The organism is Shewanella sp. SP1S1-7, assembly GCF_031932105.1.
Classification (GTDB): Bacteria; Pseudomonadota; Gammaproteobacteria; order Enterobacterales; family Shewanellaceae; genus Shewanella; species Shewanella baltica.
Genome location: NZ_JAUOEU010000001.1, coordinates 102,476 through 119,614 on the forward strand (window position 1 = coordinate 102,476; position 17,139 = coordinate 119,614).

General features: G+C 46.5%; 13 protein-coding genes and 3 tRNA genes. 12 read left to right on the top strand and 4 right to left on the bottom strand.

The annotated features are described in order from the left end of the window. Nucleotides 1-267 precede the first annotated feature (267 nt). Both seqA and pgm read left to right on the top strand, forming a co-directional pair. Nucleotides 268-810 carry a replication initiation negative regulator SeqA gene (seqA, locus tag Q4Q49_RS00425; RefSeq protein WP_311990021.1) on the top strand — a complete coding sequence of 181 codons (543 nt, stop codon included), beginning with the start codon at nt 268-270 and terminating at the stop codon, nt 808-810. 82 nt (nt 811-892) lie between these two features. Continuing rightward, entirely contained in the window at nt 893-2,545 is a 1,653-nt protein-coding gene (gene pgm / locus Q4Q49_RS00430) for a phosphoglucomutase (alpha-D-glucose-1,6-bisphosphate-dependent) (RefSeq protein WP_311998357.1), read from the top strand. A 113-nt stretch (nt 2,546-2,658) separates the two neighbouring features. Here pgm and msrA read toward each other — a convergent pair whose 3' ends face one another. Next, a complete protein-coding gene (msrA, locus tag Q4Q49_RS00435) occupies nt 2,659-3,138 on the bottom strand; it encodes a peptide-methionine (S)-S-oxide reductase MsrA (protein ID WP_012587710.1) in 480 nt (159 codons plus the stop codon). Nucleotides 3,139-3,480: 342 nt separating this feature from the next. Between msrA and astE the strand changes: the two genes are divergently transcribed. The 5 genes from astE to nadA all read left to right on the top strand — a co-directional run bounded on the left by astE (nt 3,481) and on the right by nadA (nt 9,682). After that, nucleotides 3,481-4,515 carry a succinylglutamate desuccinylase gene (gene astE / locus Q4Q49_RS00440; protein WP_311998358.1) on the top strand — a complete coding sequence of 345 codons (1,035 nt, stop codon included), beginning with the start codon at nt 3,481-3,483 and terminating at the stop codon, nt 4,513-4,515. 162 nt (nt 4,516-4,677) lie between these two features. Next, the gene (locus Q4Q49_RS00445; protein WP_212600537.1) at nt 4,678-5,856 is read left to right on the top strand and encodes a thiamine pyrophosphate-dependent dehydrogenase E1 component subunit alpha; all 1,179 of its coding nucleotides are present in this window, start codon (nt 4,678-4,680) and stop codon (nt 5,854-5,856) included. A 3-nt stretch (nt 5,857-5,859) separates the two neighbouring features. Continuing rightward, a complete protein-coding gene (locus tag Q4Q49_RS00450; protein ID WP_006081587.1) occupies nt 5,860-6,837 on the top strand; it encodes an alpha-ketoacid dehydrogenase subunit beta in 978 nt (325 codons plus the stop codon). 9 nt (nt 6,838-6,846) lie between these two features. Further along, nucleotides 6,847-8,466, top strand: coding sequence for a dihydrolipoyllysine-residue acetyltransferase (locus Q4Q49_RS00455; RefSeq protein WP_311998359.1), 1,620 nt, complete (start codon nt 6,847-6,849; stop codon nt 8,464-8,466). Nucleotides 8,467-8,599: 133 nt separating this feature from the next. Continuing rightward, nucleotides 8,600-9,682 (top strand): quinolinate synthase NadA, encoded by a 1,083-nt coding sequence (gene nadA / locus Q4Q49_RS00460; RefSeq protein WP_006081589.1) that lies wholly within the window; start codon nt 8,600-8,602, stop codon nt 9,680-9,682. A 148-nt stretch (nt 9,683-9,830) separates the two neighbouring features. Here nadA and gap read toward each other — a convergent pair whose 3' ends face one another. Beyond that, nucleotides 9,831-10,841 carry a type I glyceraldehyde-3-phosphate dehydrogenase gene (gap, locus tag Q4Q49_RS00465; protein ID WP_006081590.1) on the bottom strand — a complete coding sequence of 337 codons (1,011 nt, stop codon included), beginning with the start codon at nt 10,839-10,841 and terminating at the stop codon, nt 9,831-9,833. Between the two features lie 201 nt (nt 10,842-11,042). Next, complete coding sequence (locus tag Q4Q49_RS00470) at nt 11,043-11,942, bottom strand: DUF2989 domain-containing protein (protein ID WP_311998360.1); 900 nt, start codon at nt 11,940-11,942, stop codon at nt 11,043-11,045. A 203-nt stretch (nt 11,943-12,145) separates the two neighbouring features. Between Q4Q49_RS00470 and Q4Q49_RS00475 the strand changes: the two genes are divergently transcribed. From Q4Q49_RS00475 to Q4Q49_RS00495, 5 genes are all read left to right on the top strand, one after another. Beyond that, entirely contained in the window at nt 12,146-13,579 is a 1,434-nt protein-coding gene (locus Q4Q49_RS00475; protein WP_011839899.1) for a glyceraldehyde-3-phosphate dehydrogenase, read from the top strand. A gap of 384 nt (nt 13,580-13,963) precedes the next feature. Next, nucleotides 13,964-14,039, top strand: a tRNA-Gly gene (locus Q4Q49_RS00480). Nucleotides 14,040-14,063: 24 nt separating this feature from the next. Further along, nucleotides 14,064-14,137 (top strand) — tRNA-Cys (locus Q4Q49_RS00485). A gap of 49 nt (nt 14,138-14,186) precedes the next feature. Then, nucleotides 14,187-14,273: transfer RNA gene (locus tag Q4Q49_RS00490), tRNA-Leu, on the top strand. Between the two features lie 407 nt (nt 14,274-14,680). Further along, on the top strand, nt 14,681-15,874 hold the full coding sequence (locus tag Q4Q49_RS00495) for an amino acid aminotransferase (protein WP_311988758.1): 1,194 nt from the start codon (nt 14,681-14,683) through the stop codon (nt 15,872-15,874). A gap of 110 nt (nt 15,875-15,984) precedes the next feature. Here Q4Q49_RS00495 and Q4Q49_RS00500 read toward each other — a convergent pair whose 3' ends face one another. Then, nucleotides 15,985-16,923: a YvcK family protein gene (locus tag Q4Q49_RS00500; protein ID WP_107404482.1), complete on the bottom strand. Its 939-nt coding sequence runs from the start codon at nt 16,921-16,923 to the stop codon at nt 15,985-15,987. Nucleotides 16,924-17,139 lie beyond the last annotated feature (216 nt).

Genomic DNA, 17,139 nt, shown 5'->3' on the forward strand with positions numbered 1-17,139 from the left:
CGTGGCGCGAATTGTGCCCTTAATGCCGTTGGCTTGACAAGTCAGTTGCTACTTTAGCGTATATGCGGCGATTAACTTGGGCGCTTTTTCGGCAATTGTCGATTATCTGCTAGTTTGCTGTGCTATTTCACGCATTTTTAGAATAATGGCGCTTTATCAGATTGATAGACATGGATACACTGGTAACCGATCGCAATGATCTGCCCCGATCGCTGTGATACACTTTTTTCGGTTAAGCCTGTCGAATAACAAAGGATAATTAAGGTTATGAAATATATCGAAGTTGATGAAGAGCTCTATCGTCATATTGCCAGCAAAACAGAACGTATTGGTGAGAGCGCCTCTGACATTCTTCGTCGATTACTCGGCCTGTCCGTCGATGCGGTCGAACATCCTCAGCCTTTGGCGATAAGCCAACCAAGTTTAGAGGCTGAGCCGATTCAAGCTGTGGCGGTGCAAGCTGCACCTGCTGTGAATGACTTCAGTCGCTTAGTCGATGAACATCTGTTATCGCAACAAAAAGGCGCGGTAGGGCGTTTCCTCTTTTTGCTCGAAAGTCTGTATCAATTAGCCCCAGAGCAGTTCTCGCAAATTCTGCAGATCCAAGGGCGCGATCGTTTGTATTTTGCCCGCTCTAAAGAGCAATTACTGGAAGCGAGCGCATCGGCGAATCCTAAAGAAATCGGTACCAGTGGTTTCTGGGTGACAAGCAACAACAATACCGCCAAGAAACGCACCATTTTATCTGAAGTCTTAGTGCAATTTGGCTGTGATGCAACGGTTGCAGCTGGCATCGCCGAGCGCGTTTAATCCGCGGGTGAGCCGTTTCATCAGCTATTGAGCTAAGTTTAACCATTGTTTTTAATTGTAATTGAGTGCAGGAGAGCCATAGGTGGCAATACATCAAAGGGCAGGACAAATCGCTAATCAGACGGATCTGGTCAATATTCCAAAACTGATGAGCCACTATTACAGCATCACGCCAAATATGGATGACGTACAACAACGCGTTACCTTTGGCACTTCTGGGCACAGAGGCTGCGCTTTTAATGGCAGTTTTAACCAACAACACATTTGGGCGATTACCCAAGCTGTGGTGGATTATCGCCAATCGGTGAATATCAATGGGCCGTTGATCCTCGGGATTGACACCCATGCGTTATCCTACGCCGCTTATTTATCGGCCATTGAAGTGCTGGCGGCAAATAAAGTCACTGTGCATATCCAGCAGAATGATGGTTTCACGCCAACGCCTGTGGTGTCCCATGGAGTGATTTGCGCCAATCGCGAAGCAAATATCACAGGTGCGCCTCTTTCCGATGGTTTGATTATCACGCCTTCCCACAATCCGCCTCAAGATGGCGGGATCAAATACAATCCACCCCATGGTGGACCGGCCGAAGGTAATATCACGGCTTGGATTGAGTCGCGTGCCAATGATTACTTACGCCAAGCGTTAGCTGGCGTGCAAAAATTAGCGTATGCCGAAGCGCTGGCCTCAGGCTATGTCAACGCCATTGATTTGGTAACGCCCTATGTGGCTGATTTAGAAAATGTTATCGATATGCAGGCGATTGCCAACGCTAAGCTGCGTATCGGTGTTGACCCGCTCGGTGGTTCAGGGATTTTCTACTGGGCACCGATTGCCGCGCGTTATGGGCTCGATATCACCTTAGTCAATGATAAAGTTGACCCAAGCTTTAGCTTTATGCCGCTGGATAAAGACGGCAAAATCCGCATGGATTGCTCGTCTCCCTATGCGATGGCAGGGTTACTCGCCCATAAAGAATCCTTTGATTTATGCCTTGGCAATGATCCTGACTATGACCGCCACGGCATTGTCTGCCCAGGTACCGGCTTGATGGATCCTAATCACTACCTTGCGGTCGCTATCGATTATTTACTGACACACAGACCGGATTGGAGCGACACCTTAGCCATAGGTAAAACCTTAGTATCGAGTGCGCTTATCGATAAAATCTGTGCTTTCCACGGCAAAAAATTACTCGAAGTGCCTGTGGGATTTAAGTGGTTTGTCGATGGTTTAGCCGAAGCCACCATCGCCTTTGGCGGTGAAGAGAGCGCTGGCGCGGCATTTTTACGCCGTGATGGCACTACGTGGTGTACAGATAAAGACGGCTTTATTCTAGGGTTACTTGCCGCAGAAATTCTTGCGGTGACAGGTAAAACTCCAGGTCAACGCCATCAAGAGCTAGTAAAACAATTTGGCCAAAGCTTTTATAAGCGTATCGATAGCCCAATTAGTCTTGAAAACAAGGCCAAATTTGCGTTATTGAATGCAGAAACCTTAAATGCCACTGTGCTTGCGGGTGAGACAATCGAAAACGTGTTAACCCATGCGCCGGGCAATAATGCGGCCATTGGTGGCATCAAAGTGACTACGGCGAATGGTTGGTTTGCGGCGCGTCCATCGGGCACGGAAGCGTTATTTAAGATCTACGGTGAGAGTTTTATCAGTGAGCAGCATTTAGCTGAAATTATCAAAGATGCGCAGGCATTAATTGATAAGGCGCTGAACGCTTAATGCAGCAGTAGGTTTATAAAGTATCAAAAAACAAACGCACTCAGTTTTGAGTGCGTTTTTGTTTGTGTCTAATGTCAGTTATGAGTATTAAACTCATGCTGATTTGACTGTATTTAGTACTCGATATGACAACTCGGTAAATTATTCTTATCAATGTAATTTTGGTGATATTCCTCTGCCACATGGAACTGCTGCAATGGCACTATTTCAGTCACGATATGGCGTAATCCCCAACGACCTGATCGGGCAAAAGCTAATTTTGAGGCTTCTGCTGCGGCTTTTTGTTCACTGTCATGGAAGAAAATCGTGCTGCGGTATTGAGTGCCTATATCTCCACCTTGCATGTTTAGGCTGGTTGGATTGTGGTTTTTCCAAAATACCTCGAGCAAGTCTTCATAACTGACCAAGGCAGGGTCAAATTCCACTTGTACCACTTCGGCGTGGCCCGTTTTGCCCTTTTTGACTTCTTCATAGGTGGTCGCGCTATTATTGCCGCCCATATAGCCGCAGGTGGCGTTCGATACACCATTCACTTGTCTAAAAAAATACTCTACGCCCCAGAAACAGCCGGCACCAAAGGTTGCTAACGCCATAATTAAATCCAATAGAAGTCTAGATGGCTAAGAATTGTGATAAAACTCGCGCGCAAAAGCAAGCCTCTAGCAGGAATATTTATGCAGGACGATTTTTCGATAAGGTGATGGAAAATTTACACTCGCCGTAGCAAAGCGCCGCGTTGATCTTATTCCGTTCAAAACTGGGTCCTATGGCGATAAATGTCTGAGAACAGCATTAAAAACATGTGTTAGTATTGAAGCCGCTTTTTAAGGTGCGAGTCAGCCTAACCGCGGTGAGATGAATGCTTGAGTGGTTATTGCTATCTGCACTGATGCTATTGCGCCGTTACTGTTACACACCATTATAAGGAGAATTCTGTGTTACAAGCTCTGTTAGATTCAAAGGATTTTTTAGCGCTCACCTTAGCCCATCCTGAACAGTTCGATGGCGAGTTTACATTTAGCTTAGGCGACCATACCCAAGTTGAAGTGTGGGATACCGGCGTTATCGTTTTTGAGCCCGCCCAGAATGAAGGAAAAGATGTTGTCCTTTCTTGCGGTGTTCACGGTAACGAGACCGCGCCCATTGAACTCTGCAATGGCTTAATTAAGCAGCTTTTACAGCAAAAGATCATCGCGAAACAGCGCACTTTATTCCTGATTGGTAATCCATTAGCGATTAATAACGGCACGCGGATTATCGATGAGAACATGAACCGTCTCTTTAGTGGTGAGCATTCCAATCCTCCGGGATTAGTCAATCCTGAGCGAGTGCGCGCCAAAAAACTCGAAGCCTATGTCGACCGTTTTTATACCGCGGCTGCCGATGGTCGTCAGCGCATTCATTATGATCTGCACACGGCGATGCGCGCCTCGAAGCATGAAAAGTTCGCTATCTATCCCTATCGTCCAGGGCGTGCCTTTAGCGGCGAGCAAATCATGTTTTTAGCCGCTAGCGGCGTTGATACGGTTCTTTTTCACCACGAACCGACCACGACCTTCAGCTATTTTTCCTCCGAACACTACGGCGCCGATGCCTTTACCATTGAGCTTGGCAAAGTCTATCCCATGGGGCAGAACGACATGACGCGTTTTATCGCGACCCATGAAATGTTTATGCGCTTGATCACCGCTAAGCCGTTGGAGCTGGATGCATTTGATGCCGATAAGGTTAACTTGTATCAAGTGTGCCGGGTCATCAATAAACATTTCGATGATTTTGAATTTACCTTCGCAACCGATGTCGAAAACTTCAGATCTTTCCCGAAGGGCTTTGTCTTAGCGCGGGAAGGTGGGCAAGAAATTAAAGTGGAACATGAGTTTGAGTCTGTCGTGTTCCCTAATGCCAAAGTGCCTATTGGCAATCGCACTGTGATTTGCCTGATCCCTGCGGTGAATGCGGACGTGCGTTAGGCTTGTAAAGCAATATATACATGCGAGGCAGGGATAACTTGTGGTTTGAGCTATGCCAATGGTTGATAGGTAGTTTACGTTAACGTAATGTTCGTCGGGCATATTCGTATAAACAGACGCATCAAAACGCTTTGGTGCGTAATGAGATAACAAGAGCACAATATGAGCAAAGCAACACTCAACACTGATACAGTGCACCGTGTCGGCTTCTTGGATAAGGCATCGCTACACATTCCTATCCTTCGAATTCTACAAGCCGACGGCACCACTTATGAAACCGCGGTTTTGCCTGTGATAGATGAAACCTTAGCCACTAAAATTTACGATACCTGTGTATTCACTCGGGTACTCGATGAACGTATGTTAGGTGCCCAGCGTCAAGGGCGCATCAGCTTCTATATGACCTGTACGGGTGAAGAAGCGGCGATTGTCGGCAGTGTGGCCGCTCTCGATCAAGAAGATGTGATCCTCGCGCAATACCGTGAGCATGCGGCGTTGCGTTATCGCGGCTTTACCACTGAACAGTTTATGAATCAGATGTTCAGTAACGAGAAAGATCTCGGTAAAGGTCGCCAAATGCCAATCCATTACGGCAGTGCGGCATTGCATTATCAAACGATTTCTTCACCCCTTGCGACACAAATCCCGCAGGCGACGGGTGTGGGCTATAGCTTAAAAATGCAAGGTAAGCGCAAAGTCGCGGTTTGTTATTTTGGCGAAGGCGCTGCATCGGAAGGGGATTTTCATGCTGGCCTAAACATGGCCGCGGTACTGAAATGCCCAGTGATTTTCTTCTGCCGTAACAATGGCTACGCCATTTCAACCCCAACTGAAGAGCAGTTTGCCGGTAACGGTATTGCGAGTCGCGGTGTGGGTTATGGCATGCACACCATTCGTGTTGACGGCAATGACATGCTGGCCGTGTTAGCGGCAACTCAGCAAGCCCGCGCCTATGCGATTGAGCATAATGCGCCTGTGCTGATTGAAGCCATGACTTACCGTCTCGGTGCACATTCATCATCAGACGACCCATCAGGCTATCGCTCGAAAGATGAAGAAGCCAAGTGGCAGCAACACGATCCGGTTAAACGCTTCAAATTATGGCTTATCAACAAAGGTTGGTTGGCTGAAGCGGATGATGTGAAACTGCATGAAAAATATCGTGAAGAAGTATTGGCTGCGGTAAAAGTGGCTGAAAAAATTCCTGTGCCTATGCTGGATGAAATTATTAAAGATGTGTACGACAAGCCGACGCCAGTGCTGAAAAAGCAACTCGCCGAGCTTAAAGAACATATCAAGAAATATCCGCAAGCCTATCCAAAAAGTGCAGGGAGACTATAAGCCGTGGCTGAAATGAATATGTTACAGGCCGTCAATGAGGCCTTGTCGATTGCCATGCAAGCCGATGAACGCATGGTGGTTTTTGGTGAAGATGTGGGCCACTTTGGCGGGGTATTTCGCGCCACCTCCGGTCTTCAAGAAAAATTCGGGCGCGATCGCTGCTTTAATACGCCGCTGACAGAGCAAGGTATTGCCGGTTTTGCCAATGGTTTAGCCTCAAATGGCATGACTGCTGTGGCTGAAATCCAATTCGCCGATTATATCTTTCCGGCATTTGATCAAATCGTCAACGAGTCGGCTAAGTTCCGTTACCGTAGCGGTAATGAATTCGATGTCGGTGGATTAGTGTTCCGTACGCCATATGGCGGCGGCATTGCTGGCGGCCATTATCACTCGCAATCACCTGAAGCCTATTTTACCCAGACACCGGGATTAAAAGTCGTTGTACCACGTAATCCTGAGCAAGCTAAAGGCCTGCTGCTGGCGTCAATTCGTGACAAAAACCCAGTGATCTTCTTTGAGCCTAAGCGTTTATATCGCGCATCGGTTGGCGAAGTGCCAGCGGGCGATTATGAAATTGAACTGGGCAAGGCTGAAGTGGTTCGCGAAGGTAAAGACATCACCTTAGTGGCGTGGGGCGCGCAAATGGAAATCCTTGAAAAAGCCGCCGACATGGCCGCTAAAGAAGGGATCTCCTGCGAAATTATTGATTTACGCACCTTGTCACCTTGGGATATCGATACCGTTGCCGATTCAGTTAAAAAGACAGGACGTTTGCTGGTTAACCATGAAGCGCCATTAACAGGTGGTTTTGCCGGTGAAATTGCCGCGACAATCCAGCAAGAATGCTTCTTGTATCTCGAGTCGCCCATCAGCCGCGTTTGTGGTTTAGATACCCCGTACCCACTGATTCATGAAAAAGAATACATGCCTGATGCGTTCAAAACGTTTGAAGCCATCAAAGCATCAGTGACCTTCTAGGAGTCCGGTATGATTAAAGATTTTATTTTGCCGGATATTGGCGAAGGTGTAGTGGAATGTGAATTGGTTGAATGGTTGGTCAAAGAAGGCGACACAGTCGTTGAAGATCAGCCGATTGCCGATGTCATGACAGACAAAGCCCTAGTGCAAATCCCTGCGCCTTTTGCGGGTGTGGTCACTAAGCTGTATTACGCTAAGGGCGATATTGCGAAAGTGCATGCGCCGCTCTATGCCGTACAAATTGAAGGTGCCGTTGAAATCGCGGGTGAAGAATCTGCGACTGAACCTGCTGCGACGACTGCAAAAGTGACTGAGTCTGTGGCGGCAACAACTGTCAATACGTCATCCAGTTCATCCGTCAGCATAGAAGAGTTCTTACTACCGGATATCGGCGAAGGCATTGTTGAATGTGAACTCGTTGAATGGTTAGTGAGTGAAGGTGATTGGGTTGAGGAAGATCAACCGATTGCCGACGTGATGACAGATAAAGCGCTGGTGCAAATTCCTGCCATTAAAGCGGGTAAAATTGCCAAACTGCATTATCGCAAAGGTCAGCTAGCTAAAGTGCATGCGCCTTTATTTGCCATTGAAGTTGAACTAGCGGCTTCTGCACCTGCAGCAACAAACACTGATACTGTGGCCAATGCGGCACCAACAGCGCAGACTGTGAATGCAGAACCTGCTCGCCAAGGTAAAGCTTTAGCCAGCCCTGCGGTTCGTCGTATGGCGCGGTCGTTAGATATCGATTTGAGCCAAGTACCTGGCACAGGAAAGCACGGCCGTGTGTATAAGGAAGACATCACTCGCTTCCAACAAGGCGCGAGCAATGTTTCTGCTCCAAGTGCGACTCAGGTAAAAGAGGCGCCAGTTCAAGCGACGCAAGCATCTCAAACCCAAGTCCAAACATCTACAGAGACTCAACGTGCTGACACGATTGAGCCGATTCGTGGCGTAAAAGCTGTGATGGCACGCATGATGGTGGAATCTGTGTCGAGCATTCCGCATTTTACCTATTGCGAAGAGTTTGATTTAACAGACTTAGTTGCACTGCGTGAAAGCATGAAAGTGAAGTATTTATCCGATGAAGTGAAGCTGACCATGATGCCTTTCTTCATGAAGTCGATGTCACTCGCGTTAAGTCAGTTCCCTGTGATGAATAGCCAAGTGAATGCTGATTGCACTGAGTTGACCTACAAGGCGCGCCACAATATCGGCATGGCGGTGGATTCTAAAGTTGGTCTCTTGGTGCCCAACATCAAAGACGTGCAGGATAAGAGTATTTTAGAAGTGGCGGCAGAAATCACCCGCCTGACCCAAGCCGCCCGCAGTGGCCGTGTGGCACCAGCGGATCTGAAAGACGGTACCATTTCCATCTCTAACATTGGCGCCTTAGGTGGCACAGTGGCAACGCCTATTATCAACAAACCTGAGGTGGCGATTGTCGCCTTAGGTAAATTGCAAACCTTGCCGCGTTTTAACGCGAAAGGGGAAGTCGAAGCCCGCCAAATCATGCAAGTGAGCTGGTCTGGCGACCACAGAGTGATCGATGGCGGCACCATTGCTCGCTTCTGTAATCTGTGGAAACAATATCTGGAGCAGCCGCAAGAGATGTTATTAGCCATGCGTTAAGCCGCTGGCACGCAGATTTGACAGTAAAAGGACGCTTTAGAGCGTCCTTTTTTATTTGCTTTGCATAAATGGGTTAATCTTTTGATCCCAATTACGTATAATTCCCGGACGTAGTTATCCTGATGGATGTGTTATGAGTCAGTTTGCCCCCAGCCCATTTGCTCCAACAATAGAAACCATTGATTACCCGTTTCCGCCTAAGCCAGTTCCTTTGTCCGATGCGCAAAAAGCCGATTATAAGGCGCGTATCAAACAACTGCTCATTGAAAAAGATGCCGTTCTGGTTGCCCACTATTATACCGATCCTGAAATCCAAGCCCTTGCCGAAGAAACCGGCGGCTGCGTTTCAGACTCCTTAGAAATGGCGCGCTTTGGCCGCGATCACCCAGCAAAAACCTTAATCGTTGCTGGGGTCAAGTTTATGGGCGAAACCGCCAAGATTTTGAGCCCAGAAAAAACCATTTTAATGCCGACCTTAGAAGCCACTTGTTCATTGGACTTAGGTTGTCCAATCGATAAGTTCAGCGCTTTCTGCGATGCGCACCCTGATCATACTGTGGTGGTTTACGCCAATACTTCGGCTGCCGTTAAAGCGCGCGCCGACTGGGTGGTGACCTCTAGCATTGCCCTCGAAATCGTTGAGCACTTAGACAGCGAAGGCAAAAAGATCATTTGGGGACCAGACCGTCATTTAGGCAGTTATATTGCTAAACAGACGGGCGCCGAAATGTTGATGTGGCAGGGCGATTGTATCGTTCACGACGAGTTTAAATCGAACGCGCTGCGCGATATGAAAAGCGTTTACCCAGATGCAGCTATCCTTGTGCATCCTGAGTCACCAGCCAGTGTGGTGGCGATGGCCGATGCCGTTGGCTCGACCAGTCAGCTGATCAAAGCGGCGCAGACTATGCCAAATGAGCGTTTTATCGTGGCAACCGATCGCGGCATTTTCTATAAAATGCAGCAGGCGGCGCCAGGTAAAATCTTAATCGAAGCGCCAACCGGCGGTAACGGTGCAACCTGTAAGAGCTGTGCCCACTGTCCTTGGATGGCGATGAACGGTCTACAGGCCATTGAAGCGTCACTCGCCGACAGCGATAAAACCACCCATGAGATTTTTGTGGATGAAGACTTAAGAGTTAAAGCGCTGATCCCGCTGACGCGCATGCTGGATTTTGCCAAGACACTGAATATGAAAGTGAAGGGTAATGCCTAAGCCCGTTCTTTAGCTTTTTCTCTGTTTGATAAAAATCCCCGCCATAGAGTGGGGATTTTTTATGGCTGTTGTTTTTATTAAAACTAAGGCAATAAAAAGCCCCGCAAATGCGAGGCTTGATTGAGTAACGCAGGATCTAGTGACTAGATTACTTTGCGTTCATCAGTGCAACCGCGTTATCTAACATACGGTTACTGAATCCCCACTCGTTATCATACCAAGACATCACTTTCACTAAACGGCCGTTTACACGGGTTTGAGTGGCGTCAAAGTTTGAAGAGAACGCATTGTGGTTAAAGTCGATAGACACCAATGGCTCTTTGTTTACTGCTAATACTTCGCTCAATGGCGCAACGCTGGCAGCACGTTCGATAATGGCATTCACTTCTTCAACTGTCGTATCACGGGCAGCGATGAAAGATAAATCCACCAGTGATACGTTAACTGTAGGTACACGAACCGCTAAACCGTCGAATTTACCTTGTAATTCAGGTACAACCAAACCTACAGCTGCTGCTGCGCCAGTTTTAGTTGGGATCATTGACAGTGCTGCAGCACGAGCACGACGTAAATCTGTGTGGTATACGTCAGATAAACGTTGATCGTTGGTATAAGCGTGAATCGTGGTCATCAGGCCTGATTCGATACCAATCTCGTCATTTAACGGCTTAGCAAAAGGCGCTAAACAGTTAGTGGTACAAGAAGCATTTGAAATCACTGTCATGTCCGACGTCAGTACGTTGTTGTTCACACCGTAAACAACTGTGGCATCGACGTTTTTACCTGGAGCAGAAATAATCACTTTCTTCGCGCCAGCGGTTAAATGCGGTTGAACAGTTTCTTTAGAAGTGAAGATACCGGTACATTCGAACACCACGTCTACTTGCAACTCAGCCCATGGTAGTTTTGCAGGATCACGTTCTTGGAAAGTGAGGATCTTGTCGCCATTCACATAAATAGCTTCGGCATCATGGTCAACTTTGGCATTGAAACGACCGTGAACAGAATCGTATTTTGTCAGGTGAGCGTTGATTGAAGCGTCGCCTAAATCATTAATAGCGACAATCTTGATTGGATAAGCTTTTTCGCTTTCGTACAAGGCGCGTAATACGTTTCTACCGATACGGCCATAGCCATTTATTGCTACACGGATAGTCATCTCATATCCCTCTGGTGATTATAAAATTCAACTGGTAGTAAAATTACCAAACTGACAGCTATCGTCAAGTTAAATCGGCATTTTACCGCTGTCTTGATTAACAAATTAGGTATTTTTTTTACATCGGTCGCGAAATCGCCATTTTTTACGCGTTAATTGGGTAAAAAATTACAAGATGGCAAACATTTTGCCATCGGTTGCTTAGTCTGTTTCTTCGACAAGCGCAGGTGGTACAGCCTCGGTTGCCGTAGGCGCTTGGTCAACCGCGTGAGGATCAAGCCATTGTCTTACTGGACTCTGAGAATAAGTCCCGTTTTTTAGCGCATCAATAAGAGCTTGGGCTTTTAAATCGAGTTCAGTCGCCAGCGTTTTATTGCCACCGAGCAAGGCTAGCATTTTTTCCTCTGAATACTTCTGCTGCGTAAGTAGTAAATTTGCCTTCGTCAGCATATAGGCTTTATCGAATACCTGCTGCTGGCGATAAGCTGATGCGAGCCCAAGTAACCAGTTAACGTCGAAATTATCGTATTGGATGTCTGCAAAGACCTTAAGATAGAGTTGTTGCGCTTTGATGGCATTTCGATTGCTGTAGTAAGTTGCGACTTGGGCAAGTAGGAAAGGGTCAGTCACTTCGCCGGCGTTTTCATGCTCTAATAATCTATTTAGCGCTGCGGTATCGCCAAAGCGAGTCCATTGGTAATAGGACATGAAAGGATCTTGTCGCTCGCGGGTTTGATCTTGTAGCAAGCTTAAATTCTGGGTGCTTAATCTAAAGGCTCTGGCTCTATCAGCGGTGCGATTGGTGTGGATGATATGCTGCACGCCAGAGGCGAGTTCAATGCAGCGGCTGTAATCCTCAAGATAGGTCAATTGCAGGTAGAGTTGTTTGCCTGTGGGGTTTTCGTTGTCTTTTAATTCGTAGCGGTTCTGGATAAGTTTGGTTTTTTCGGCCAAACACCAGCCATCCTTATGCAAATCGGCACAAATTTCAGGATTATTTTTACAAATTGCTGAGATATTTCGGTCATTATCACAACCGAAAAGACCAAAAAGGCTCATCCCTAAGGTAAATGATGTAATTATTACTAGATTTTGTCTCAAAACACTCTCCAAACGATAATTTTTCTAATAAAATTACAGATTTACAGAAAATATCTTACTGGCAACAAAGCGCGACTTTCATTACAATGGCGCCGACCAAAACAGGGTTTTCCCTAAAACCCGCATTAGATTATTGGTCTTTTCGTCATGTTACTCAAACCTTTCAGTACATTTTATTGAAAAGTGAGATAAAGGATCTGTAAATGAGCGCTGATAAACACCTACAAAGTTGGCAAGAACGTTTTGAAATGGCAGAGGCAATGCAGCCTTTGTTAGGCAAGTTGTACCGTAACCAAGGCGTTGAAGTCGTGGTCTACGGCAAGCCGTTACTCAATGCTTCTACGATTGAAATCATTAAAGCGCACCGTTTAGTTCGTCGTCATGTCGGTGAAAAATTACGTTTACGCGAGAGTTTCCCCTTCGTTCAAGCTTTGAGCAAACTCGCAGTTAAACAATGTAAAGTGGATATTGGTAAGCTTGCAGTCAATTACTGGCGCGATCACACCGATGTCAGCGAAATTGAAAACTATATGGCAAAAGAGTTGGCCGATGCCATCGACCATGCTGATGATGTCGCACCGCGTGATGTCGTGCTGTATGGTTTTGGCCGTATCGGCCGCTTATTAGCACGCCTGTTGATTGAACGCACAGGTCGCAGCAATAAGTTAAGATTGCGCGCTATCGTACTACGTGGCGGTAAGAAAGGTGATTTAGAGAAACGTGCCAGTTTATTGCGCCGTGACTCAGTCCATGGTCCTTTCAATGGCTCTGTAGAAGTTGACGAAGAGAACAATGCCATCATCGCCAACGGTACCTATATCCAAGTGATTTACGCGAACTCGCCTGATGAAGTGGATTACACTAAATACGATATCAGCGATGCACTCGTTGTTGATAACACAGGTATTTGGAAAGATGAAGCGGGTCTTGGTTTACACCTTAAGAGCCCAGGCGCGAGCAAAGTGTTGCTTACAGCTCCTGCAAAAGGCGCAATCAAGAACATCGTTTACGGTGTGAATGAAGGCGACATTACCCCAGAAGACATTATCGTTTCTGCGGCAAGCTGTACGACCAACGCCATTACGCCGGTACTGAAAGCCGTGAATGATAAATATGGTATTGAGAATGGTCACGTTGAGACGATTCACTCTTATACCAACGATCAAAACTTGATTGATAACTATCACACCGCTGATCGCCGTGGCCGCAGTGCACCATTAAACATGGTAATCACTGAAACAGGCGCCGCTAAAGCCGTTGCTAAAGCACTGCCAGTCTTAGCGGGCAAGTTAACCGGTAACGCGATTCGTGTGCCAACGCCGAACGTCTCTATGGCCATCATCAGCATGAACTTGAATGCTGAAACCAGTAAAGATGAGCTGAACGAGTACCTGAAAGATACGGCGTTGCAATCACCACTACAAAATCAAATCGATTACACCGACTCTACTGAGATTGTATCGAGCGATTTAGTGGGTTCTCGCTACGCGGGCGTGATTGATTCACAAGCGACTATCGCAGAAGGCAAGCGTGCCATTCTTTATGTATGGTATGACAACGAGTTTGGTTACAGCTGCCAAGTAGTTGGCGTAATGCAAACTATGTTAGGTTTAACGACGCTATCTCTACCAGCATAAGTTAGCTGTGTAAATCACCAGCGTAAGTTATGTGGAGTCTTCAAAACTGCGCATAATCTTCACATAAAGCGCCCAGTAGGGCGCTTTTGTTTTTCTATACTCAGGCAATTTAATTGAGTTCGACTCAATCCTCACAATCAACCACAGCTTTTCTGCCTCACTTAATCATCTGCCGCATCGGCGTCAGTATCGGCAAAAAAGCCTAAATTGATGAAGGAAACATCAACTTTGCTGACTTGTGGCGGTTTATTGGGCAAACGATGCGGCTTAGATCATTTTTTAAAAATTGTTGATTGACTCTGAGGTCTAAATAGGTAGAATGCCAATCCGCAGTCAGGGGAAAGCATGCCTAGCATGGCTTCTAATGATTAAGCGCAATTATAGGCGACATTAGCTCAGTTGGTAGAGCGATACCTTGCCAAGGTATAGGTCATCGGTTCGAACCCGATATGTCGCTCCAAATTTTAATAAATTTGGCAGTTTGGGCGCGATGGCAGAATGGCTATGCTGCGGATTGCAAATCCGTCGATCTCGGTTCGACTCCGGGTCGCGCCTCCATAGATTAACGTATTAATGACACGATTCCCGTCGTTAATATAAAGAGTTTGCCCGAGTGGTGGAATCGGTAGACACAAGGGATTTAAAATCCCTCGCTGGTAACAGCGTGCCAGTTCAAGTCTGGCCTCGGGTACCAAAAAACAGAAAAGCCCTGACTGATGTCAGGGCTTTTTTGCTTTATAGATCCTCAAAGCCGAATGCCACTGGCTTACTAAGTGCCATTTAAGATGATTACTCGGCTAAGTTAGAATTTGCTATAGATCCCGCTCACATTTTATTCATTCAGTATTGCGTTGTCAGCGCGATTCTTTTCTACAAGATAAAATTACAGGATTTTGTGATCTAGATGTTATAAATAACTTTATTCAAGCAATTTCCCATTTATGCTTATAATTACATAAAAAAATAGAACTTTTACTGTTAAATCTACAATGGCGTAAGAATTTCCCTGAGAAGGTGCTTAAGTCGCTATTCCCCCCTTAAAGACAGTGGTATAAATAAGCCGAAATTTCCCCTACACGCGCATAATTAGGATACGTAGTCATGATTTTCTCTCAAGTATTACTCGCACCCGCAGATCCCATTCTTGGTTTAACCGATACCTTTAAGGCTGATCCCCGTCAGGATAAAGTTAATCTGGGTGTCGGTATTTATAAGGATGAGGCTGGACAAACTCCAGTGCTGGCTTCAGTGAAAAAAGCCGAGGCTATTTTACTTGAGCAAGAGAAGACCAAAAACTATTTAGGCATTGAAGGCGTGCAAACGTATAACCATGTTGTACAAACATTGTTATTCGGTGAGGGCAGTGCATTAATCACTTCTGGCCGTGCTGCCACAGCGCAAGCCCCGGGCGGTACAGGTGCACTGCGTATTGCTGCTGAGTTTTTACTGCGTAATACCGATTCGCACACTATTTGGGTCAGCAATCCAACGTGGGCCAACCATCAAAATATTTTTGAAACCGCGGGTTTAGCCGTTAAAGAATACGGTTATTACAAAGCAGAAGCCCATGATATCGATTTTGATACCATGATGACGGACTTGTCTCACGCGAGTGCAGGCGATGTCGTGTTGCTACACGGTTGCTGCCATAACCCAACCGGTATCGATTTAACCTTGGCGCAATGGGAACGCGTAGCCCAATTGTGTGCCGATAAGAAACTTGTGCCATTGTTTGACTTTGCATACCAAGGTTTTGGTGCTGGAATTGAAGAAGATGCGGCAGGTCTGCGTTTAGTTGCATCAAAAGTGCCGGAGCTGCTGGTTGCTAACTCTTTCTCTAAAAACTTTGGTTTGTACAACGAACGTATCGGCGCCGTAACTGTGGTGGCTGAAGATGCTGATGCTGCCGTGCGTGCCTTTAGCCAAGTGAAACGTACCATACGTGCAAACTATTCTAATCCGCCAGCACATGGCGCGCTGATCGTCAGCACTATCTTAAATGACGCAGCCCTGAAAGCCATGTGGGTGCAGGAAGTCAAAGAGATGCGTGAGCGTATCGCCGAAATGCGTACCCTGTTCGTTGAAAGCTTAAAGGCTGAAGGCGTGACTCAGGATTTTAGCTTTATTTCTCGCCAAAATGGTATGTTCAGTTTCTCTGGTTTGAACAAAGCCCAAGTGGCGCGTTTGAAAGACGAGTTTGGGGTTTATATCGTTGGTTCAGGACGCATTAGCGTTGCAGGCATGACTAAGACCAATATGCCTGTGATCTGCAAAGCGATAGCGCAAGTATTGTAAGGCTTATTAGGTTATAGAATGAGGTTAAAGGAATTTCTCTTTAGCCTTAAACATAAAGGACAGCATTTGCTGTCCTTTATGTTTTTCAGAATGTGCGGGCTATTCAGTGATTAGCAGCTAAGCGCGAGAGGCTCCTGCGATTGCAGCGTGAGCTCAGATTTAATTCGCAGCAGGGCGCTTAATGCATCTAATAGGTTCGCTTGATCATGTAAATTCGGGTTATGGCGATTCTTCAACGGAAAATAGTTAATGAGTGGTCCTAAACGCGTTTGTTCGCCATGACGTAACACTTTGTGAATGATGGGCTTGCCAATCACTTGATGGCACCAAGCGATACGTTGCTCAATACTAAATCGACCCGCGGGTGAGGCTTCCTCTGCAAGGTTATCGATAAAAATCACTTGAGCTTTAGTAGCGGCTAGGCTTTTTGCAAACTTAGGTAATAGCAGCGGCGGCATAATGCTGGTTAAGAAGCTGCCAGGGCCTAAAATGATTAAATCTGCGTGTCGAACGGCCTCACAGGCTTCAAAAGTTGCATCGACCTGTGGCTCAAGGCAGAGCGCGATAGGTGCTTCATCCATACTGTCGACATTGATCTCGCCAAACACTTTACTACCACAGGCTTGCAGAGCCACTAAGTGTGTGGGTTGTTCAGACATAGGGATCAGCCGGGTTTCAATCTTGAGTAAATTACGGATGAGATTAACGGCTTCTAATGGACGAACGCACAGCTGATCAAGCGCCAGTAAAATAAGATTACCCAGATTATGGCCGCTGAGTTCAGTTTCACCTTGGAAACGGTATTCGAATAGTTGTGAGCCGACGGAAGGGCGATTGGCTAGATGGGATAAGCAGTTGCGTAAATCGCCCCAGGCAATACAATCCTGCTCGGCTCTGAGTCTACCGGTCGAGCCGCCGTTATCTGTGGTCGCGACAATTCCCGTTAAACGGCTGCCTAAAAAATCGAGTGACGATAATACTCGGCCTAAACCATGGCCTCCGCCAATGGCGACGACACGTTCAAATTGATTTAACATCAAATGCTGCATCTGGGTTCTTCCTTCCTGAATACCCGAAAATATGAATGTTACTGTCATCACTGATTAAGTACAAAGCGCAATGACGTAAGCGCTACTGTGCAATTTAACTGCGTTAAGGAACCTTAGTATAAAAGCTCAGTCGAAAGCTTGCATCTATTATCGACTGTCATACGGCAAGCACGTATACACGGATTCAGAATCGCGACTTAGGCGCAATATTGTACC

Bases quoted from the DNA above. Each gene is read 5' to 3' on its own strand.
- Q4Q49_RS00500 (WP_107404482.1), bottom strand. From the start codon at position 16,923: ATGCAGCATTTGATGTTAAATCAATTTGAACGTGTCGTCGCCATTGGC.
- Q4Q49_RS00475 (WP_011839899.1), top strand. From the start codon at position 12,146: ATGAGCGCTGATAAACACCTACAAAGTTGGCAAGAACGTTTTGAAATG.
- msrA (WP_012587710.1), bottom strand. From the start codon at position 3,138: ATGGCGTTAGCAACCTTTGGTGCCGGCTGTTTCTGGGGCGTAGAGTAT.
- seqA (WP_311990021.1), top strand. From the start codon at position 268: ATGAAATATATCGAAGTTGATGAAGAGCTCTATCGTCATATTGCCAGC.
- nadA (WP_006081589.1), top strand. From the start codon at position 8,600: ATGAGTCAGTTTGCCCCCAGCCCATTTGCTCCAACAATAGAAACCATT.
- Q4Q49_RS00455 (WP_311998359.1), top strand. From the start codon at position 6,847: ATGATTAAAGATTTTATTTTGCCGGATATTGGCGAAGGTGTAGTGGAA.
- Q4Q49_RS00495 (WP_311988758.1), top strand. From the start codon at position 14,681: ATGATTTTCTCTCAAGTATTACTCGCACCCGCAGATCCCATTCTTGGT.
- gap (WP_006081590.1), bottom strand. From the start codon at position 10,841: ATGACTATCCGTGTAGCAATAAATGGCTATGGCCGTATCGGTAGAAAC.
- Q4Q49_RS00445 (WP_212600537.1), top strand. From the start codon at position 4,678: ATGAGCAAAGCAACACTCAACACTGATACAGTGCACCGTGTCGGCTTC.